This is a genomic window from Paraflavitalea sp. (genome assembly GCF_059502485.1).
This window is the reverse complement of sequence record NZ_JCACET010000008.1, coordinates 3,141,233-3,162,917: the sequence shown is the minus strand read 5'-3', so window position 1 is coordinate 3,162,917 and position 21,685 is coordinate 3,141,233. Positions and strand designations below refer to the sequence as shown.

Below are 21,685 nucleotides of genomic sequence, written 5' to 3'. Positions count from 1 at the left end.
CGCTTTTACACGCGGAAGACCGTCAAAGTAAAGAAAAATACGAACAGGAAGATCAGGGTAAACAAGGCCAGCAGGTTGAGCAGGAAGAATTTGAGCAATGTCATTGCCCTACTCTGCAAGTAAAACTTACGCATGGCTTTATAGGCATAGTAGGCTCCTGCGAGGAAGAGCAATGCCTCGATCCACCCGATCCAGCTCTGGTGTGTGTGTATACGCAACTCCATCACTGAGAAGTAAACGAGGAAGAATATGAACGTAAAAATATAAAGATAGATAAAGAAAATACCATGATCTACATAGAAGAACTGCTTGTGCCGGATATACAGCAGCTTCATAAAAAGTGCATACAACGGCAGTGAAAAGAACAACAAATAGGGCAGCATGTGAATGAACTTATCAACCAGATCCTGCACAAATTCTTTGTCTTTGCCACGGTATCGGTTCAGCAGTTCAATATTGCGCCGCTGTACCTTGCGTTCCCACCAACCGTCGCGTTGGTCGGCCGGCAAGGCTTTTTGCGCCGAGTCGTAAGCTTCTACTGTTTTAAACTTCGTTTTTTTATCGAAGAAACCAATGTTGATGTTCTCATCACCATCGTCGTCTGTATCGTCGTACGTCGTATCTCCGCTATCGATCAGGTTCACTTTTTTGCGCGCCGGTTTGGTACTGTCTTTTTTGTATCTCCAGTCCTTCGTGGTGCTATCTTTTACATTAACCTGCTTCTGATTGGAGTTCTTTATCTTGTCTTTCGCCAGGGCAAAAGAATTGATGATCTCGAGGGAATCCTCCTTGGAATGTGCGGTTTGCAGTACAGCATTCTGCGCGTAATTGATGTAGCTGAGGGAGTCCTTTATTTTTTCTCTGGTCGTGTTCCAGTCGCCTTTGATAAGATCTTTGGGCTTTACCAGCATGAAAAAGATGAGGAAGAACAGCGCGGAACTGAATACATACATCCTGATGGGATGGAGGTAACGCGCCCGGCGCCCCCTGATATACTCTGCGGGTAAGAATCCTGGCCTGGTGATCAGGTATTTGGTAGTGCTAAAGAACTTGCCATCAAAGTGGGTAATATCATAGAAAAAGTGGCTGACGAGGCCCCACACAGATTCTTTTGGCTCGATATTTTCCTGACCACACACATGACAATACCTTCCAGTCAATTCAGCCTCACAATTCAGACAAATTTTCTCATGACGTTCTTTAGAATGGGACACGGGGCGTAATTTTGGCTAAAAATAAGGAAAGACAGTATTTTATAGAAAAATTTGGATATCCACTATATGAAAAACAGGCATTTATTCGTTAGCACCACCATGAGAACCGTTATTTTAATCTTTTTTATATGTTGTATGGGCCTGGCAGGTCAAAGTCAGCACTACTATAATGACCTGGTGGCAACGGGAGAGCAGATCAAGAAGCGTGCTATATGGCAGCAGCAACAGGTAAGATCGGTACGCTTTAATAGTTATGACGGCAATAATCAGCCTATTGACGGTTTCAAATGTGAACAAAATGTAAGGAACAACTTTACCGAGATCATTACAGAGACCACCACTTCCCTCGCCGGCACTTCTGTAAATACTGCTACTTTTAATGCCGCCGGTCAGCTCATTAAAACGACCGATACGGCCGATGGCAACAAAACAGAGATCACTTACGCTTACGATGCCAATAACCGCATCACCAATATTATCAGTTTGTCATTTTCTCCGGGCAACTATGTAAACAAGGAGCAACACCTGTGGTTTTATGATGCCAATGGCAAACCGGTACGCATGCAGAAGATCAAGAACAATGCAGACACTACCTATATCACTTACGTGGCTGACGATAATGGGAATCCCGGTGAAGAGAAAAGTATTCGTAAAGGTCAAACGCTGCCTACTGTATACTACTATTACGATGACAAGAACCGCTTAACGGATATTGTGCGGTATAACAACCGCGCCAAACGTTTACTACCTGATTATATCTTCGAATATGACGACCGCAGTCGCATCGCCTCCATGCTGGTGACTACCGAAGGCACCGGCGACTACCAGAAATGGCATTATAGCTATGACGCCAAAGGGCTAAAGGTGCAGGATATGTGTTTCTCCAAGACCAAAGTGCTGATCGGCAAGGTGGAGTATAAGTACCAGTTTTAAAAGCACCGGACAGGGATAAAATAAGCGGGGTATTAGCAGATATGAGAAACGGGTTGTATATTAACCCCGAATTCAATTAAAATCCATTACGATGAAAACCACCCCCTTACGCTATTCCCTGATTGGGCTACTTGCTCTTACTGTTCTTTATTCCTGTACAAAAGAAAGTGATGCGCTGAAAGCACCGCAGGACCGCATCCTCGGCAAATGGAGCATTGTGAGAGAATCTGAAAAGACCTACCATTATAATACCGGAGCTTTGAAGGATTCTACCGGCGTTACTATTCCTTACGGCACATTCACCATCGAGTTCAGATCAGATGGCAAGGCGTATTCTACCATTACCGAGAACGGTAGTACCGAACGTGAGACGTTTGACTATGTATTGCAGGGAGAAAGCCTGCTGCTGGTAGATGGTGAAGAATATTATATTCAGCAGTTTACCAATAACCGGCTGATCACTACCGATTATTACGATGATGGCACCAGTGATGTAGAGCATATTCTGGAGTTCAGAAAATAATAATAGTCTTATAATAACAATGGGGACGTCTTTTTGAAAAGGCGTCCCCATTGTTATTATAGCTAATTAATTACTATACACGGTTCAACGTAGTCTTCTCTTTCCAGATGAGGCTACTTATATATCCTACCAACACGCAGACCAATACCGCTACTGCGGGATAGAGGAAGAAGTTGATCATGTTGGTTGCCTGCACAAAAAACAGGGCAATGGCACTTACAATAAAGCCAATAAATATCCCTATACTGTTGATACGCGGGAAGAAGATGCCCGCCACAAACATGCCAGCGAGGCAACCTCCAAACAAGCCAATGATCTTTATATACTGATCCCAGATGGATGCATTGCTGAGGTATACCATGTATACAGCGATGAAGAAACCCAACACACCCAGCACCACTGTAGTGCGGCGTGCAAACGCAAACCGCTGACGATCGGTACTCGCTGGTTTGAGGTATTGATAGAAGTCAGTTGTTACTACCGTAGCAATGGAGTTCATGCTGGAACTGATGGTAGACATGGTAGCTGCAAACAAACCAGCGATCACCAGCCCCGCGAGACCGGAAGGCAGTTGATTGGAAATGTACCAGGGGAACACATCATCGATGCGTCCATTAGGATTTAGTGAAGCAGGGTTGTGCTTGAAGAATACCCATAAGGCCGTGCCTACTGCAAAGAAGATCAGCGAGGCGGGTATTACCAGCAGGGCGTTGGTGTAAATGGATTTCCTCGCTTCTTTTTCTGTGGGCGTAGTAAGGTAGCGCTGCACCACTACCTGATCTGATGAATAGGTTACTAATTGTGTGAGGAATCCACCCACCAATACGACCCACAATACGGGCTCTTTAATATTGCTCTGCATGATGGCCATGCGAAATTTATTGTTATCGGCCGCTTCTGTAAACAATTGTCCGAAACCTCCGGGCAGGGAATTGGCCATAAAGATCAATGCCATGAGTGCTCCGCCCAACAGTACCACCACCTGCATTACTTCTGTCCATACTACTGCTTCTATCCCACCCGACACGCTGTAGGCAGTTGTGATCACCGTGATACCAATGATGCATACGAAGATATTGATACCAGTAACGGCGCTCAGCACCAGTGCCGGCAGGTATATAACGATACCGAGGCGGCTTACCTGGAACAATACGAAGGTGAGGCTTCCCAACAGCTTTACGCGTTGATTAAAGCGTATGCGCAGGTATTCGTATACACTCGTAAGTTGCATCTTACGGAAGTAAGGCAGGTAGAAATAAACGATCAGCGGCGCCACTGCCACGATCATGATGTTGTTGAGTAGGTATACCCAGTCGGTAGCATAGGCTTTTGCCGGAATGGCAATGAAGGTGAGCGCACTCAGCTTTGAGCCGAAGATGCTCAACCCGGCTGCCCACCAGGGTATTTTACCACCACCGAGGAAGAAATCGCTGGTAGAGTTATCCATCTTACGTGACACCACCACACTGATACCAATCACCAGCAGGAAGTAAATGCCTACGATGATCCAGTCCAGCAGATGGAAGGCACCTGCGGGCTGTATCGGTGTAGCCATCAATACGCGCGCAGTTCTTACAGCGGGCCTCACTTCACCGGAAGGCAGCACCAGTTTACCATTCCATACTACAGCAGGCGTTGTTACAGGCGCCCATACACTGTTGCCAGGTTGCTGTGCCGCATCGGCCTGTTTACTCGTAAGGATGGTATCGGTGGCTGTCCATACATTGGTGATGTTGTTATAGCCCCAGACCTCGCCGGAGAAACCGGGGTGTTGTTCTTTCAACACTGCATTCTGTTCAAAATACTTACCGTGGTCGCCGCCAAACACCAACAGGTGCGACTGACCTGTGGGGAAGGCAGGGCTGGGTGCTGCTGCTACCGGTTGTGGCAGATCAGCTATTCGCTGCCAACCTTTGGCGGGGTTATACCGATAACTATCTTTCAAGAATACACGATGTGCGGCTGAGTCTCCTGCATTCTTAAAAAGCTCGACGCCACTGATGAGGTAGAATGCTCCATCCAATGTGCCTGCTACTGCCAACATGCGGGAAGGTCCGGGCCAGGAAGGCAATACTTTCCAATGCCGGTTTTGACCGCTCTGTGAAAGATCGAGTGACCAGAATACTTTCTCAGTGGCAATAGCCGAGGGACTTGTGGTGCCTCCTGCAATATAGATCACATCGCCGATCAGCACACCGCAGGCATTGGCCAATGGTTGCGGCAATGCAGGCAATGCTTCAGTTGTTACCTGTCCGTTGGTATAACGCACCATGAATACATCTGCATAATGTTTAGTGGCATCGCTGCCACCAATGCAGATGAGTGCATCGCGCCAGGTAACGGATACACCATAGCCTAATGGCCGGGGCAATGTGCCTACCTGCCGCCAAGCGCCTGATGGGTTTTCCAGTGCATACACTTTATCATGCCATGCTTTGGTGCTGCCTGTCCAGGGTGTGCCGCCATCGGGGAAGTTGGCGCCACCTGCTACTAACAGGGTTCCGTTGGATACACCGGCAAAACTTCCTGCGAGGCCAGGTGTGCCCGGCAATGCCGGCAACTGGCTCCACTGCAGGAAGGATGGATGGGGCTTGTCGCCAGCCAACGATCGTGTTGGAAGCATCAGCAGCAACAAGCCTATTATGAGCAAACAATGTTTCATTGTGAATCGTCAATCGTTAATAAATCCTATTTCGCAGCGCTTAGTTTCTTACCGTAATGTTTGTCCAGCTCCTCAAAGAAACCAACTTCCTGTAAAGATATTTTCAATGCGGCAGCTTCCTGTTTGGTAAGGCTTACCAGCGGCAGGCGACAGGGGCCGAGTGTATATCCCAACATTTCCATAATGGCTTTCTGGGCAGGAATGGGTGAATACTTCAGCAGACAACGCACCATCTCTACCAGCTTTAACTGGAGTTGCTGTGCTTCCTGTTGTTTACCTTCGCGGAACAAGGCCATCACTTTCAGGTACAATGGTGCAGCGAAGGTATAGGTGCTGCCAATAGCGCCACCCGCTCCTACTGCCAATGCACTCAACAGCATTTCGTCGTAACCATACAGGATATTGTACTTACCGTTCTTATAGTTGAGGCAAGCCTGGTATTCAAAAATGGTAGCAGCGGTATATTTGATGCCCGCCAGGTTCGGGATCACTCCTTCGCTCAGCTTCAGAAACTCGATCATGTCCATGCCCACACCCGTCAACACCGGTATGTGGTAATAATAGAATGGTAAGGTGGGTGCGGCTGATGCGATCTCCGCAATGCTGTTGACCAGGTTTTGCACCGAGCCCGGCTTGAAGTAAAAGGCTGCTACCGCTGAAATAGCATCTGCGCCAATCTTCTCAGCATGCGCAGCCAGCTTACGCGACTCTCCAATAGTAGTGTGGCCCACGTGCACCAACACCAATATGCGTTTATTAACGGCTTTCACATAGGCTTCCGCCACTGCCATACGCTCTTCGATGGTGAGGTTGGGGCCTTCGCCGTTGGTGCCGCAGATAAATACGCCTGCTACGCCGTCTTTGATCAGTTTTTCTACCAGGTCCGGAATGGGGGCAAGGTTTAAGGTTCCGTCTTCATGAAACGCTCCGAACGTCGCTGCGATCAATCCTTCAATTTTCATCATGTTATTGTAGTTTAACTTAGTTACGTTATTATTTTTTGCTTCTCTTTTTTAAAGCTATTAGCCGTTAGCTTTTAGCCTTTAGCTGCCAGTTCTTCGCTAACAGCTAATACTTAATTGCTAATCCCTTTTCTTTATCCAATCCACTGTAAACCGTTTCAACACCAGGGTGTAGTTAAAGCCGGTGCCTACCGTGTTGGTTTCATAGAGGCAATACACATTGCCTTTGTCATCTACTGCGATATCTGAATAGCCGGCAAAGGAGGTGTCGATCACTTTTCGAATGGACCAGGTTTTCCCTTCATCGTAACTCAACTTCGCTGTCAGGTTCTTGCGCGGAGGCTTGGGAGCATGGCGGGTATCGGGATTTGTGAATAGCAGCGCCGGCCGTCCTTTATCGTTTACACGAATGATAGAGGCCATGCATACCGGTTCATACAATGCCGTGTCGAGCACGGGGATCGTCCAGCCACTGATGCCATCGGGGCTATAGCTTACGCCGCGACGGTGACTATCGCCTGCATGGCGAATGTTGAGCATCACGCGGCCATCTTCCAATTGCACGGCCATCGTTTCGCTGGGATTTTTGAGCACCGTATCGGGCAGTATCGCGCCACGCTTCCAGGTACGGCCGGTATCATCGCTGTAGATGGTAGCTACTTTGGAAGGGTAATGACTTTTATGGGGCGTGAGTTTCGCCGGATCACAGATCCATGCTGCTACGAGCAAGCGGCCATTCTTCAATTGAATGGAGTGGCCCGGACCGGGCGCTACCACCTGCCAGTTGTATTCGGGCTTGAAGGCATCAAACACATAGGTGATATCAACAGCCGGGCTCCAGGTCTTGCCATCATCGGTGGACTTGATGTAATAAGTTCTTTCATAACCACGCTGGTAGATGAGGTGGATGTTTCCACTGGCATCTACAATGGGGGTTGCATTACTCGTAGGCATAGCACCCTGCCGTGGAGCGATCACCGTAATGGGTTCCCAGGTCCTTCCGCCATCGGTGCTGCGGCGCATGAGCATATCCATTTCGGACCAGTCACTGGCGGTGCCTACCCTGCCTTCTGCGAAGGCCAACAGGGTACCTTTCTTTGTAAGCACCAGCGCGGGAATGCGCATGGAGGCATACGTGCCGCCGACCGGTTCAAAGACGATCGTTGTTTCGGGCGCCTGTTTGCTGCTGCTTACTTTACTGGTTTTGCAGGCATTGGTAATGCAAGCTGCTGTTAACAATAATAATATTATGTTCTTTTTCATAATCCTATTTGTTACCGATCAAGGTAACACCTTCGTTTGCTTCGCAGGAGAAAGGTGTCACCTTGATCTAATCAGTTTTTACTTTCCAGCCAGGCAAGGTTAAAGCGTTTCAGTACCAAACTGTAATTCCATCCTTTACCTGTGGTATTTGTTTCATAGAGACAATACACGATTCCTTGTTTATCTACCGCAATATCTGAATAGCCTGCCGCAGCCGTATCGATCACCTTCTGCACGGGCCAGCTTTGTCCTTCATCGTAACTGATGCGGGCTGTCAGGTTCTTGCGCGGATGCTTCGGTATATCCCGGCTATCGGGATTGATAAAGAGCAACCGGCTTTTGCCGCTTTGCTGATGGCTTGCGCGGATGATGCTGGCCATGCATACCGGCTCAAACAATTCATCATCTGCCACAGGCACTGTCCAGTTGGAAATGCCATCTGTGCTATAGCTTACGCCGCGACGGCGGGCTGCGCCATTGTTGCGGATGCTCATCATCACCCGTCCATCTTCCAACTCTACTACCATCGACTCATTGGGATTCTTTACTTCCGGCACATCAGGCAAGACAGCTCCTCCTTTCCAGGTAGCGCCTGCATCATCGCTATAAATGGTGGCCACACGGTAGGTGCGTTGCGGAATAATTTCTTTTGGTGTACGTAACCACACGGGCGCCAACAAACGACCGTTGCGCAATTGAATAGCATGTCCGGGACCGGGAGCCAATACCTGCCAGTCGTAGGTGAATCGGAAAGTTTCGAAAGTATGTGTGATATCTACTGCCTCGCTCCATGTTTTGCCGTCGTCGGTGGACTTGATATGATAAGCTCTTGCGTATTGTCGCTGGTACAATAAATGAATGGTACCGTCTTTATCAACTACTGGTGTGGGGTTGCTTGTGGCGCCCTTGATGTGGGGAGCCACTATTATTGCCCGCTCCCAGGTTTTGCCGCCATCTGTGCTGCGGCGCAGCAGCATGTCCATATCAGTGGTATCGCTTGCACTGCCGATCCTGCCTTCGCAGAAAGCCAGCAATGTTCCTTTTTGTGAAAGTACCAGTGCAGGTATGCGCATGGCTGCGTATTTGCCAGAGGGCTCGAAGACGACGGTTGTGACGGGCGCTGCCATGCGCGCTTGCTTCACAGACTGTTTACCGGCTTTGCAGCCTTGCAGCAAGGAGATTACTGGTAAAGAGAATAATATGTATTGTATAATGCTCAATATTCAAAGAATTCGGGTAATAGCTCTTTACATACTTTGCGTGCGCTGGCGACTTCTTCTTCCGGAATCCATTTGTAGGGCCAGCGAAGGCGGGTGCCAATGTTGGACCAGCCGCCTACTGCTGCGAGGAACTTGTCCAGCGCAGGATTGGAATAGCCTGCATTTTTATAGGGTACAATGCAGGAATCAAAGAATTGCAATATCCGCTGCTGTATATCCAGTGCCTTTGGCAAATCGGTGTGCATCAACTGCCACCACCACTGTGCGCCTTTAGGACTGATGCAAGCGACATTGGAATAGGCGCCCGCTCCTACTCCTTCCTGAAAGCCAGTAGCCAGAAAATGGCCAGGCACAAAGACGGACAGGTTGTTGCTGTACACTCTCATCTCTTCATACCAGGAAGCATCACCACCAGCTACCTTGATGCCGATCAGTTGTGGCACCAATTGCTGCAGTCTTCCATAATCTGCAGGGTGCAATACTCTTTTAGCATGCGGCGGATTGTACAACACCAGTGGAATGCCATTGGCAGTTTCTGCCATCTTTTGCAGAAAGCTTATCTGTTCACTCACGCCAGTGCTTACCCAATCGGGCAGGATTACCTGGAAAGCAGCGGGCTTCAATGCCACCATCCTTTGTACCCGCTGTAGCGACACCAGCGGGAAGGGATGGTTGGCGCCTACCTGGAAGGGTATACCAGCGGCGTGGCATTTGTGGGCCATTATTTCCTGTACTTTATCAAACTCTTCTTCTGTCTGGTTGTGCAGTTCACCGGCTGTGCCATTGGAATAGATACCATCAGCTTTTGCCTGTATCATATAGTCCAGTTCATCTGCCAGCCTGCTGTAGTCGATGCTGTCATCTGCATTGATGGGCAGCAACAAGGTGGCCCAGTTTCCTCTAAGTGTCTTCGCTGTAAGCATGTTTATAATAATTCTTTCAAACTGATCTGCTGGAATACCATGTCGGCCACGCTGCTTTCGTACAGGATGCCGATGGTATTATTGTCTACGCTGGTGAGGCAGGAATAACCTCTGCTCTTGCCTTCATCTAATAATATCTTCTTGCTGTTGACCCAGGTCTTGCCATCATCGTAGCTCACTTTGATCGTCATGTGGTGGCGGGTGGTCTTTGAATCGGGATTGGAAAACAGCAGTACAGACTTTTTCTTTCCATTCTCCACGTAATCGTGCCGGATGATGCTGGCCATGCAGGTGGGTTCTATCAATCCACCGCCTCCGCGGGAAGAGGCATGTTCCTGCCAGGTGGCGCCCAGGTCGTTGGTGACGGCAATGGCTCTTCCGTTGTTGCTACCCGTATCTGTGCGATTGATATTGGAGCGCATGTTCAGCATGACGCTGCCATCGGATAATTCAACGGCCATATTTTCTGTAGTGGAAAGGTCGATGGCCGGCTTACTCGTCTTCCAGGTTTTGCCACCATCTTTGCTGTAGGTGATGTTTGAAAATGCTTTTCCTTTTATGCGGCCTTGTGTGGGAATGATGAGTGTGCCATCTTTTAAGGTGATGCCTGCGCCGGGGGCAGGCGCCCATAGCCACCAGCCTTCCTGCTTGCACATGCGCGTTAGGTTGATGGGTTCGCTCCACGTCTTGCCATTATCTTCGCTTTTGGTGATCATGAACTGGGAGGTCTGCTTCACATCGAAACCGGGTTGTGAGCCTTTATCGCGCCACTGGTGGTTCCAGGCCGTACTGTCTTCATTCAGTCCTTCGATCCATTTGCCCTGTACGTTCAACACGCCATGCATCCACAGGCCGGCAATGAAAATATTGCCTGTGCTTTTATCTACCAGGATGCAAGCATCGGAGACACCGTTGAACTTCTCTGGTAGTCCACCCCACTTGCCCATGTCCAATACAATTTGCAATGGCAGCCAGGTGTTGCCACCATCGATGCTGCGGTTGATACCGATATCGATATGTCCCTGCAGGTCGCGGGTGCTTTCACGACGCACATCATATACGGCCAGCAAGGAGCCGTCTTTGGCAGTGGCCAGTCCGGGAATACGGTAAGTATGTACACCGTCCTGGTTGTGTTGACGTACTGCTACGCCGAACCGTAACGGCAAGGGTGTAGCAGGCTGCGCTTTGATGACCTGTTTATCCAATGTGGCAGATACCACCTGTGCCGTAATGGAACCCAACAGGTTCACCTTGTCTTTTAACTCGATTGCCAACCAGCAGTAATGTTCGCCGGCGTCCAATGTCAACTGTCCTTTAATGCGTACTGTTGAGCTGATCTCTTCCGTGCTACCGAACAGGGCTACTTTATCTGTGCTGAATAAGTTATTGAATGCTGCATCGCGGCCTGCGTAGTATACGGCTACGCGCTTAATGTCTTTTACACTGCTTCCGCCCAATGCAATGACCATATCGTTGAGCGACCAGGCGGCAGTGTCTACCGGGAACCGGAGTGTAACACGTAGTACGGGGTTGTTCTTTTTTAGTGTTAGTACCGGCAACTGGTAGTGTTGTTGCGTAATGACGATCGCATCATTGGGTCCTGCGGCTGCTACCATGCATGGCAGGGCCATGCACAGTAGCAGGGCCACAGTGGTTTGAAGGCGTAAACGGGACATGTTCATTTTCTTAAGCACGGAATGCATTTTTATAATTGGGCTAAAGCCCGAAAAGAGTTTTTGATCTTTTAACCCCGGCCCTAAAGGGCCGGGCAATTAGCGTTTGCTTCGAAACCTTTTAACTCAACATCCTAATAACCCGGAGGCTGGACCATTTGTGTATTTCTGTTCTGCTCGCTTTGGGGCAGGGGCAGCAAATAGAAACGGTCGTCCCAAACGCGGGTGGATGTTCTGGTGCGTGCATAATAGGCAGGATCATTGAGACTACTACCTACCAGCACATTCATACCAATGAAATCGCCGCCCTGTCTTCCTTCGGGTGTGTTAGCTATCTTCCAGCGGCGCACATCGTAAAAGCGGTGGCCTTCGTAAGCCAGCTCAATCAACCGCTCCAGCTGGATGTGTTTGCGCATTTCTTCTTTGGTCAATCCCCCTGCCAGTGCAGGGATACCTCCTCGCGTTCTTATGACATTCAGATACGTCAGGATATCTGCATGGGCAGGATTGGATTCGTTCAATGCCTCTACATAATTTAAGTATAATTCTGCCAACCGGATGTACATAGCGGGGCGTACCACGTTGCCCGCATTGTTGGACAGGTTCCTGGCCGGGTTTGTATTCTTGCGCACCAGGTAGCCCGTACGTGGGTACCTTACTTCACTACCGCCGCCGTTGCCAGAGTTACCTGCTGGCCAGAACTGCACATGTGTTTGTCCTGTCTTGGCCACAAAGGGTACTGTTGCTCCGTTAAAGGTAATGGCATTATAAAAGCGGGGCTCACGGCCAATGTACATATTGGAGGTGCCTGCTACATAAAATCCGCTCTTTGCCGTATTGGTAAAACCTGTTTCGGTATAACCACTACCTGCTTCATTGATGTTCTTACCGTTCAGCATCCGGTAGCGGTCAACCATTTCCTGTGGCGGTGTGAGGTTCGAGTTGGTAGTGGTGCCATTTGCTGCGCGTGGGGCTGCATCTACTTCCCATTGCTGGTAGGCTGTAGTGGTACGAATCCAGATGCCTTCATCGCTCCAGCCCGTGAGGTACAGATCACGGTGTGTATTAAAGGCGGCGAGAAAGGGATCGGCATTGGTGACTTTGAAAATCTTTTTGCCATAGGCCGTGGCACGGTCGATGGCTTCTTTGGCAGCTACCGCAGCACGCTCCCATTTGGCAGCATCGTAGGTCGTATTCATGAGGGCTTTGCCATCTTTGTTCTTGAAACTGGCAAAACCTTCGTTGCCATTGAACAGCGGACTCGCATCGTACAGCAATACTTGCGACTTCACAGCATCGATGATCATCTTGTTGATGCGCCCTGTTTGTGAAAGGTCATCTGCCCCGGTGGCTGCCACGATATGTCTTTCGGGCACCATTTCCCTGGCGGCATTCATTTCTGCTATCACGTAGTCGATGCATTCTGTCCAGGTATTCCTTGGTTGCTGGTAGTTATCATCTACCTCTCCTATTTTATCGCCCACCAATACAACTGGTCCATATACTTTCATGAGCGTCCAATAGTAATACGCGCGCAGGAAACGGGCTTCGCCTTTGTATTGTTGTACCAGTGCTGCGCCGTTGGGCTCGTCGAGGATATTGGACTCCGGATTCTCCACGTTGGCCATGAAAATATTGGCGAGGCGGATGCCCTGGTAGTTGGCTGTCCAGATATTAACGGTAGTTATCGAACTCAGTGCATTGGTGGCTTGTGCTGAAGGTGTGTTGAGGTCCAGCTCTTCGCTCCAGGCGGCAAAGTAACGGGCCGAACCGGCCGTGGTACCATAGGGATCCAGCATTTTGCTGTAGATACCGGCCAGCCAGTTTTCTGTTTCTGTTTTGTTTTTGAAGATGGCTGTTACATCAACGAGGTCTTTCGGCACGGCATCGAAGTAGCCTTTCTTACATCCCGAATGTGTGATGGCAGTGAGGCCAGCAACCAGTGTCAGGATAATTATTTTATAAGGATTAATCTTTTTCATTTTGCAAATTCTGTTAGCATAATCTTTTTCTTAACAACCCTTCGACAGGCTCAGGGTGACAAGGGTGACGGTTAAAATGTAACTCTTGCCCCAAAGTTGAATGCCTTGATATTGGGATAGAATCCGCCACGGGTAATGGTGGTAGAGCTCGTGCCCGTATCGTTTAGCTCAGGGTCCCAGAATTTCCATTTGGAAATAGTGATCAGGTTGGTACCGTTGAGGTAGATACGCATGTTCTTAATGCCCAGCTTCTTTACGCTGCTCACCGGCAGTGTGTATCCAAACTCTGCACTTTTAAGCCGGATGAAATCTGCGCGCTTCAGCCACCAGTCGCTCACCAGGAAATTGGAGTTCGGGTCCTGGTTGCTGGTGAGGCGTGGATAAAACGCATTAGGGTTTGGATTTTCTTCTGTCCAGCGGTCTTTGATGATTGCATACAGGTTGGGGCTGTTGGCGCCTGTGCTGAACGGATAGGTACCATCACCACTGCCATAAAGCAACCACACTTTGCCAGTGCCCTGAATGAAGGCTCCGATGTCGAATCCTTTATAGCCAAATGACAGGTTGATACCATACATCATCTTGGGTGTGCCCGATACGTTGACGCGTGATACGTCGAAGTTGTTGATGACGCCGTCGCCATTGAGGTCTTTGTATTTGATATCACCGGGCCTGATGTCGCCGCTTTGTTGTGCGGAGGTATCGATATCTTTCTGGTCCTTGAACAGGCCGAGGGAAGTGTACAATTCTTTTGCGTCTACTTCTTTGCCTTTCCACTGCATCCAGGGATAGGGCTGTGGTGGCAGTCCGTCTTCGAGGTTGGTATTGTTGTTATAAGTGAATGTTCCGGTAACGTTAATCCACTTGTTTTTATCGATCGCTTTGTTATAGGAAAGTGTGAGGTCGATGCCCTTATTGAGTACGATGCCGATGTTGCGGGTAGGGTTCACGCCACCAAAGCCGGAAGTGAGGGGAATGGTTTGGTCGGCCCGGAGTACGCCTTTGCGCATTTCGCGGAACAGTTCCAGCACCATCTTCAATCCATTGTTGAGGAAGTTCATTTCTATACCGAGGTTGTGGCGGTAGGATGTTTCCCAGGAAGGATCGGTAGCGATCTGCGATTCTGCATAGCCGCTGTAGTTGGGCGAGAGCGAGGATGGCACGCCAAACTGATATACGTTGCTTGTTTTGCTAAGCTGGCTCAGGTAGAGGAAACGGGTGTTGAAACCACCATTACCTGTGAGACCGTAGCTATACCTCAGCTTGAAATAGTTCAATACATCGCTGATGGGATCAAAGAACTTTTCGTTCGATACCAGCCAGCCTACGCCAAAGGACGGAAAGAAGCCAAATCGTTTATCGGGACTGAAATTCTCAGAACCTGTGTATCCAAAGTTCACCTCTCCAAAGTACTTACCATCGTACCCGTAGGTGGCACGGCCTGTAATACCTCGGTTTCGGAAAGGCACAGCCGTGGTAAATGTGGTAGCGTTTCCATCTACATATTCCGATTGGTTGAACAGGAACAATCCACCTATTTCATGTATACCAAACGTACGCTGGTAGTTCAGCGATGCTTCTGTATACATGCGGCGGTTGGAGCTACGGGCAGAAGCAAAGGAAAGAATATCGTTGCTCGTATTTACCTGACGGGTGATCAGCTTGCCATTGGCATCACGGCCTTCAGCATAGAAGGTTGGTGAAGCATGGGTGGTGGCCACCAATGCATCTGTGTATACATCGAATGAGAAGAGACCGGATACTGACAACCCTTTGGTGAGTGCACCCAGCTCCTGCTTTACGCGAATATTGGGACGCAAAGTGGCAGAGTATTCATTGCCTGATCCAATGCCGAAAATAATACGGGCAGGACTGCTACGTCCGTCCGGTGTTGAAGGCCAATCTCCATTGGAATACCGGGCAGGGATGATGTGGGAAGGCACTCTCAATGATTGCTCAAAGGCGCCGTTCTGTGGATTGTTGGAGCCATCATAAGGTCCGTTGCGCTGGTCGATGATCGTAGCGATCCCCAGGTCGAGCTTCGTGGTATTGGTAACACTCACGCCAATGTTGGCCGTGAAGTTGTACCTGCGATAGTAGGTCTTGGTATCATAACTTCTTTCGGGTTGTGTTTTCAGCAGGCCGGTTTCTCCATAATAACCGGCAGAGATGTAGTAGTTGGCTTTTTCTGAACCGCCGCTGATGTTCACGTTGGCACGTTGGGTGTGACCAAAGTCGCGGAACAATTCTTTTTGCCAGTCGGTATTGGGATAGAGGTCGGGGTCTGAGCCGTTGCGGTGCAGGGCAATGCGCTCAGGAGTATAGAAAATATCACGACCTCTTGTTTTCAGGGCTTCGTTGTAGGTTTCCATCCAGGTGGGCGCATCCAACAGTTCAGGTACTTGCACAAACTGGGTAAGGCCTTGGTTCACTTCCACATTCACAGCGGGTTTACCAGCGACACCTCTTTTGGTGTTGATGAGGATTACACCGTTGGCGCCGCGGGTACCGTATACTGCTGTGGAGGCTGCATCTTTCAGTACGGTGAAGTTTTGTATGTCTTCCGGGTCAATGTCATTGAAGCTTCTGTCGGGCACTCCATCTATAATGATCAGTGGTGTGCGTGTACTCGTGCCAAAGGTGGCCACGCCTCTTACCAATACGCCTGCATTGTCCTGACCAGGGCCACCACCTCTTGACGTAGTGATGACGCCAGCGATGCGGCCCGCCAACATACCTGCAATATCACGTGCAGGCAGTTTCAGGTCTTGCGGTGTTACGGTGGATTGAGCGCCTACCACGCTTACTTTTTTCTGTTGTCCATAGCCAATCACCGTTACTTCGTTGAGGCCGCCGGCAACGGGTGATAGTTTTACGTTCAGGTCTACGCGGTTACGTACGGCCAATACTTCCGTTTTGTAACCTGTGAAAGAGAACTCCAGCGAATCGTTGGGGTTTACCATGATGCGGTAGTTACCGTCGTTGCCGGTAACGGTAGTGATCGTGGTGCCCGTTATCCGGATGCTGGTGCCGGCCAGGGCTTTGTCGAGGTCGTCGGTAACCTTACCGGTTACCTGTAGAATACGTTCCTGCGCGTAGCCTGTGAGGCTACCAACGGCAAGCAGCGTTAGCAGGATGGTGTAAAAAGAAACGGTTTTGTTGATCATAGCGGTCAGTTATAGGTTAGCGGGTATGGGTTAGTACCCGTCGGTTTGCAGTAGTTTTGAGTTATTGGCCAGTACGGTCGTATTCAATGGCCAGAATAAAGGTGTTGTTTTACCTGCGAGGTTGGGCACGTAGGTGTACACGTTGATCGTTCCGCCTTTGTGGAAGCGAATGAGATCATACCAGCGTTTGTTTTCGAAGAACAGCTCGCGGCCTCTTTCGTCCAGTATCTCTTTCTCTACTGTTGCTTTATCTGTTGCGCCGCCATAATTGCCATTGCCTGCACGCACACGCACTTTGTTGAGGCAAGTGATCGCATCATTCGTATTGTTGAGTGCGGCGTAGGCTTCTGCTTTCAGCAGGAAGATATCCGACAGGCGATACATGATGATGTCGTTATCTGAAATGCGATCGTCGGCGTATTTGGTGCCGGGATATTTGGTGATCCAGGAAATTTTAGGGCCGGAGGACTGGCGTTCGGTGATCCAGGTATAGGGTCTACGCTTGTCGTTGGGGAAGGCATCGAACAATGCTCTTGATTTCGTACTGATCTGGTAAGCGCCTTGTCCATTACCCACAGCTGCTACATAAGGCAGGCTATCGAGGTTCAGCGCTCCCTGTACACCCAATAGATAGGGCAATGCATTCAAGGCATAGTTGGTGCCGCTTTCATCGCGCAGGAAATAAGCAGACAATATAATTTCGGTATTCGTGTTAGCTCTCGTGCCGGTTACGTTTTTATAATCGTTGTTGAGCACGAGGCCGGATGCTTCTACTTCAGTGATAGCTGTAATGGCATCGTTGTAGGCCGCATCTCCCCCACTCGTTACTTTACCACTCCACACGCATACATCTGCTTTCAGTGCCTGGGTGGAACCGTAGGCAAAGCGATACTTGGAAGGATAGGTCTTTTTATCAAAGCCGCTCATGGAAGAGAACAGCAGGATGGCTGAATCCAGATCGGAACGTATTTGTTTGATCACGTCCGGTGCCTTGGAGCGTTCCAACAGGGGTACATTGTCATCTACTACCGGCTGCAGCATTAGCGGTGCATCGCCAATGATGCGGGTAAGGTGGTAATAGAAATAGGCACGCAGGCTATAGGTCTCTGCAATAATGCGCTTGCGGGTATCCGGATTGGAAGCAAATTCGAATGCTTTTATTTTATCCAGCAATAGGTTGCAATGGCCAATGGCTTTGTACCAATCGTTGTAATTGAGTGCACCGGAGGAAGGTGTAATGTTTTGCGACCAGGCCACGCCAAAGCGGGAGTTGAGGGCCGATACCAGTTCTTCGCTGCGCTCTGTGCCATACGTGATGTTGTTGGCCAGGGTGCGCATATAGGTGTAGACGCCGGTGAGGTATGGTTCAAAGTCGCCTTCGTTTTGCCAGAAGGTTTCTTCTGTAATGTTGGACTGGGGGTCTACTTCCAGTAGTTTATCGCAACCTGCGAGGAAGACAGACAGGGTTATTATTATAATAATATTTTTCATACAGTCAATGTTTTCTGTTTTAATGTCAGAGTCGTTAGCGGTTAGCTTTTAGCCTTTAGCTGTTAGCTAATACCTAATAGCTAAAATTTCAACGTTGCGCCTAATGAGAACTGTCTTGGCCTTGGGTAGCCACCGGGATCGTAGCCGGTGTAGCTTTCAGGGTTCAATCCTTTGAATTTGGTGATGTAGCCAAGGTTGAACACGCTGGCAAATACATTCATATTGGTGGCGCGTATTTTCTTCACGATGGATTTGGGCAGGTCATAAGAGATAGACACTTCACGGAATGCGAGGAAGTCGCCCTTCTCGATCATCGTCGATACATCGGATGCGTAGCCCTGGTTGACGCCGAGGGTGGCGCTGCGCAGGTAGTTGCGTTGTCCGAAGTCGAAATCAGCAAAGGAGAAGCGGGCATATTTTTTATTGGCATCGCCTTCTTTCTGCCAGATGTCGGAACCCAATGCTTCTGCAGGAGCGCCTTCATTGAAGGCACGGCCTGTACCCAGTGAGCGGGCCAATGCACCATTACTGATCAAGTGCCCCATCGCATAGTCGACAGAGATGCGCAGGTTGATGCCTTTGTAGCTGAAGGTGTTTTGCATACCGCCGATCTTATCGGGTGTGCGGTAGCCCATGAACACCTGGTCTTTGGTATCGATCACACCATCTCCATTGATATCGGCGAAGATGTAATCGCCGGCATGTTTCTTCACGGTTTGCCCGGAGGGTGAAGCCAGCAGGTCTTTGGTGGTCGCATTCCAGGCAGCGGCTTCTGCTTCCGTAGCAAACACGCCCAATACTTTATAGGCATACAATGCATAAGGACGTTCTCCTTCTGCAAAGCCACCTGCATCTACGTTTTGCTTGGAAGCGGGATCATATACTACGTCGCCTCCCTGGCGGTTCTTCAAACGGCCATTGAAGGGCAGTTCCTTGATCGTTGTTTTGTTATAAGCAAAGGAGAAGTTGGTTCTCCACGTGAAGTCTTTGGAACGGATCACCGTGCCTCCTATTTCTATTTCCACGCCTTTGTTGAGCAAAGAGCCGTTGTTGTATGGAATAGAAGGGAACGGCGCTTCGGAAGGCAGGGGCTTGGTGGTAAGCCTGTCCTTCGTGAGTTTGTTATAGAAATCTATAGTAAGGTTGATACGGTTTTCAAGGAATCCGGCTTCTAAAGCGAGGTCGGCTGTTTCGGTGGTTTCCCACACCAGGTTGGGGTTGCCCAGGTTGGTGCGTTGGATACCGGGTGCGTTGGCATATTGCAGGGCGCCATAGCCTCCATAAGTGTCGGCAATGTCGAGGCGGCTCATACCACTACCACCATAGCTAAAGCGCAGTTTGAGTGTGCTGATGGGTTTCACTTTCCAAAAGTTCTCACGGTGGATGTTCCAGCCTGCAGAGATGGAAGGGAAGGTTGCATAGCGGTTGCCGGCAGCAAAGTTGGAGAAGCCATCATAGCGGAGTGAACCTGCCAACAGGTATTTGTTGTCGAAGTCGTAGGCAAACTGTCCGAAGAAGCTGGCGGAACGCTCTTCGCGCAATGTGGTGGCAAAGTTCGTAACGTTGGAAGTAACCACGCCACCGATCACTGTTGTGGGCGGCTCTACGATGGTATAGATATAATCGTTGTTGGCTCTTTGTGAACCGATGCTGATAATGCTGTTGGTCACTTTGCGGAAGTTGAAACCACCCAGCAGCATCACGTGGTGTTCTTTCACATCGAAATCGTATTGCAGGATCTGATCGGTCATCAGGTCGCGCATGTTGTCGGTGTATTCGTTCTTCTGCCGTTGGGTAGATGGTTGTATTTCATTGGAAGGGGTACCCTTGCGCATGAACAGTTCGCGGTAGTCCTGTATTACATAGGAGAAGGCAGGCTTCCAGTGTAAGCCTTTAATAATAGTGAGGTCACCGGCCAGACGGCCCACTACTCTTTCGGTAGACACGCGCATATCGTCATACTTCAATGTATGGAAGCGGTTGCGCACCGTGTAGAGCTCGCCCGGTGTAGGATTGCCATCATCTTTATAGATACGTATCAGTGGTGTGATGCGGGTGCCGCGTACCAGCTCATTCTGGTAGGCGTCTACATAGTTGGGCAATACGTTCTGGTAGTTGAGCATCGCATCGATGCGGAAGTTCTCGGATGCTTTGAAGCTGAAGTTGCCCAGCACATCGTAGCGTTTGTATTTGGTGCCTACGAAAATACCTTCCTGGTTGGTGTAGCCTGCGTTGATGTTGTAGCTGGCTTTTTCGCTACCGCCATCCATCGTCACGTTGGTATTGTTACTGAGGCCGGTAACCCAGATCATATCCTGGTAGTGGTTATCGGCATATAGGAGCTTCGTGCCGGGGTTGATGGGATCATCCATCGTTTTCCAGCCTTTCGCCAGCAGGTTATCTACATAGGCCTGTCCTTCTATGGCTACTATATTATCATAGAGTGCGGTGAGGTTGATATTGTTGCTGTACTGTCCTTTGGCCGTGTATACACGGGTGCCAGCAGAGAAGCCGCCATTGTTGAGCAGGTTGTTCTTATCCAGCCCATCGAATGTGTTCTTTACTGTGGTACGTGCCAGCGGCAGGTATTGGTCGGCGTTGAGGTAGTCGTAGTCACGTGCATTGGTTTCCCAGGTAGTGCGGTGGTTGAGGGTGAGGCCCATCTTACTATTAAACTTACCGCCTTTCGTCTTGATCACGATTACGCCATCGGCGCCACGGGCTCCGTATATTGCTGTGGAGGCCGCATCTTTCATCACCTGGAGTGATTCTATATTATCGGGGTTGATATCGTTGAGTGAGCGGAACACGCCATCGATGATCACCAGCGGGCCGATGTTGTCGGAGGCGCCCAATGCATTACCATTGGCATTGCCCAGACCAGAGCCATAGGCATTGGGCTTGGTACCACCGCGTACTATAATATTAGCGGGGCCTGCACCCGGCTGACCGGTAGATACCGGGATCGACACGCCGGCGATCTTACCCTGCATTGCCTGCACCGGGTTGGGGTTGGAAGTATTGCGCAACTCTTCGGGGTTGAGCTTCGACACCGCAGCGGTAACCTTCGTGCGGGACTGCGTAGTGTATCCCACCACCACTACATCGGTGAGGGCTATCTCAGCGTCGAGGGCAGCATCTACCTGGCTGCGGCCGGCGATGGCCACTTCTTTGGCCTGCATGCCTGCATAGGTAAATAGCAATGTTCCCCTGGGATCGTTTACTTTTAAGGTGTATTGTCCGTTGGCATCTGTAGTGACCACCCGGGCAGTGCCTTTGAGGGTGACGGTGACGTTGGACAATTTTTCGGTGGAGGAAGACCTGGTAACCGTGCCGGAGACTGTGTGCTCAGTGTCCTGTGCTACAGCACTTAATGAGAGCAGTAACCAGCAGCCCAGTGCGAGGCAGTAGATCAGTTTTTTCATAAATGGCGTGCGTTAGCTTGTTTGTAGATTAATTATGTACTACATAATACAAATATAGGGAACTCCTGTATGCGACCAAATTTTGGGTTGAAAATTTAATCTGTGGGCAGATTGCTGATAAATAGTCTATTACGATCTTATCGTCGGCAATCGGCAGTATCGGCAGTCGGCAATGTGAAATACAGGCTCCGTGATTGGTTGGGGAATAAAACGTTTATTAAGTCTTACATATCAATACTCTTTTATT

General features: G+C 49.5%; 13 protein-coding genes. 2 read left to right on the top strand and 11 right to left on the bottom strand.

The genetic code is table 11. From position 1 onward, the window contains the following. Nucleotides 1-5: 5 nt before the first annotated feature. On the bottom strand, nucleotides 6-1,214 hold the full coding sequence (locus AC5JBY_RS15085) for a DUF3667 domain-containing protein (RefSeq protein ID WP_495905438.1): 1,209 nt from the start codon (nucleotides 1,212-1,214) through the stop codon (nucleotides 6-8). A 66-nt stretch (nucleotides 1,215-1,280) separates the two neighbouring features. Here AC5JBY_RS15085 and AC5JBY_RS15080 point away from each other — a divergent pair, with 66 nt between their 5' ends. Both AC5JBY_RS15080 and AC5JBY_RS15075 read left to right on the top strand, forming a co-directional pair. Then, nucleotides 1,281-2,147, top strand: coding sequence for a hypothetical protein (locus tag AC5JBY_RS15080; RefSeq protein WP_495905437.1), 867 nt, complete (start codon nucleotides 1,281-1,283; stop codon nucleotides 2,145-2,147). A gap of 91 nt (nucleotides 2,148-2,238) precedes the next feature. Then, nucleotides 2,239-2,670 (top strand): hypothetical protein, encoded by a 432-nt coding sequence (locus AC5JBY_RS15075; RefSeq protein ID WP_495905436.1) that lies wholly within the window; start codon nucleotides 2,239-2,241, stop codon nucleotides 2,668-2,670. A gap of 73 nt (nucleotides 2,671-2,743) precedes the next feature. On the opposite strand, the gene AC5JBY_RS15070 is transcribed toward AC5JBY_RS15075, so the two are convergent. The 10 genes from AC5JBY_RS15070 to AC5JBY_RS15025 all read right to left on the bottom strand — a co-directional run bounded on the left by AC5JBY_RS15070 (nucleotide 2,744) and on the right by AC5JBY_RS15025 (nucleotide 21,438). Continuing rightward, nucleotides 2,744-5,332, bottom strand: a complete 2,589-nt coding sequence (locus AC5JBY_RS15070; RefSeq protein ID WP_495905435.1) for a sodium:solute symporter family protein — start codon at nucleotides 5,330-5,332, stop codon at nucleotides 2,744-2,746. A gap of 26 nt (nucleotides 5,333-5,358) precedes the next feature. Next, nucleotides 5,359-6,297 (bottom strand): dihydrodipicolinate synthase family protein, encoded by a 939-nt coding sequence (locus tag AC5JBY_RS15065; protein WP_495905434.1) that lies wholly within the window; start codon nucleotides 6,295-6,297, stop codon nucleotides 5,359-5,361. Between the two features lie 117 nt (nucleotides 6,298-6,414). Next, nucleotides 6,415-7,557, bottom strand: a complete 1,143-nt coding sequence (locus AC5JBY_RS15060; RefSeq protein WP_495905433.1) for a sialidase family protein — start codon at nucleotides 7,555-7,557, stop codon at nucleotides 6,415-6,417. A 71-nt stretch (nucleotides 7,558-7,628) separates the two neighbouring features. Continuing rightward, entirely contained in the window at nucleotides 7,629-8,777 is a 1,149-nt protein-coding gene (locus AC5JBY_RS15055; protein WP_495905432.1) for a sialidase family protein, read from the bottom strand. Next, on the bottom strand, nucleotides 8,774-9,700 hold the full coding sequence (locus AC5JBY_RS15050) for a dihydrodipicolinate synthase family protein (protein WP_495905431.1): 927 nt from the start codon (nucleotides 9,698-9,700) through the stop codon (nucleotides 8,774-8,776). The genes AC5JBY_RS15055 and AC5JBY_RS15050 overlap by 4 nt, the downstream gene beginning before the upstream one ends. A 2-nt stretch (nucleotides 9,701-9,702) precedes the next feature. Beyond that, nucleotides 9,703-11,376, bottom strand: a complete 1,674-nt coding sequence (locus AC5JBY_RS15045; RefSeq protein ID WP_495905430.1) for an exo-alpha-sialidase — start codon at nucleotides 11,374-11,376, stop codon at nucleotides 9,703-9,705. Nucleotides 11,377-11,507: 131 nt separating this feature from the next. Beyond that, nucleotides 11,508-13,355 carry a RagB/SusD family nutrient uptake outer membrane protein gene (locus AC5JBY_RS15040; RefSeq protein ID WP_495905429.1) on the bottom strand — a complete coding sequence of 616 codons (1,848 nt, stop codon included), beginning with the start codon at nucleotides 13,353-13,355 and terminating at the stop codon, nucleotides 11,508-11,510. Nucleotides 13,356-13,426: 71 nt separating this feature from the next. Further along, nucleotides 13,427-16,522 (bottom strand): SusC/RagA family TonB-linked outer membrane protein, encoded by a 3,096-nt coding sequence (locus AC5JBY_RS15035; protein ID WP_495905428.1) that lies wholly within the window; start codon nucleotides 16,520-16,522, stop codon nucleotides 13,427-13,429. Between the two features lie 30 nt (nucleotides 16,523-16,552). Further along, nucleotides 16,553-18,013, bottom strand: coding sequence for a RagB/SusD family nutrient uptake outer membrane protein (locus AC5JBY_RS15030; protein WP_495905427.1), 1,461 nt, complete (start codon nucleotides 18,011-18,013; stop codon nucleotides 16,553-16,555). An 80-nt stretch (nucleotides 18,014-18,093) separates the two neighbouring features. Next, nucleotides 18,094-21,438: a SusC/RagA family TonB-linked outer membrane protein gene (locus tag AC5JBY_RS15025; RefSeq protein WP_495905426.1), complete on the bottom strand. Its 3,345-nt coding sequence runs from the start codon at nucleotides 21,436-21,438 to the stop codon at nucleotides 18,094-18,096. Nucleotides 21,439-21,685: the final 247 nt, after the last annotated feature.

Bases quoted from the DNA above. Each gene is read 5' to 3' on its own strand.
- AC5JBY_RS15080 (WP_495905437.1), top strand. From the start codon at position 1,281: ATGAAAAACAGGCATTTATTCGTTAGCACCACCATGAGAACCGTTATT.
- AC5JBY_RS15075 (WP_495905436.1), top strand. From the start codon at position 2,239: ATGAAAACCACCCCCTTACGCTATTCCCTGATTGGGCTACTTGCTCTT.
- AC5JBY_RS15070 (WP_495905435.1), bottom strand. From the start codon at position 5,332: ATGAAACATTGTTTGCTCATAATAGGCTTGTTGCTGCTGATGCTTCCA.
- AC5JBY_RS15065 (WP_495905434.1), bottom strand. From the start codon at position 6,297: ATGATGAAAATTGAAGGATTGATCGCAGCGACGTTCGGAGCGTTTCAT.
- AC5JBY_RS15060 (WP_495905433.1), bottom strand. From the start codon at position 7,557: ATGAAAAAGAACATAATATTATTATTGTTAACAGCAGCTTGCATTACC.
- AC5JBY_RS15050 (WP_495905431.1), bottom strand. From the start codon at position 9,700: ATGCTTACAGCGAAGACACTTAGAGGAAACTGGGCCACCTTGTTGCTG.
- AC5JBY_RS15045 (WP_495905430.1), bottom strand. From the start codon at position 11,376: ATGTCCCGTTTACGCCTTCAAACCACTGTGGCCCTGCTACTGTGCATG.
- AC5JBY_RS15040 (WP_495905429.1), bottom strand. From the start codon at position 13,355: ATGAAAAAGATTAATCCTTATAAAATAATTATCCTGACACTGGTTGCT.
- AC5JBY_RS15035 (WP_495905428.1), bottom strand. From the start codon at position 16,522: ATGATCAACAAAACCGTTTCTTTTTACACCATCCTGCTAACGCTGCTT.
- AC5JBY_RS15030 (WP_495905427.1), bottom strand. From the start codon at position 18,013: ATGAAAAATATTATTATAATAATAACCCTGTCTGTCTTCCTCGCAGGT.
- AC5JBY_RS15025 (WP_495905426.1), bottom strand. From the start codon at position 21,438: ATGAAAAAACTGATCTACTGCCTCGCACTGGGCTGCTGGTTACTGCTC.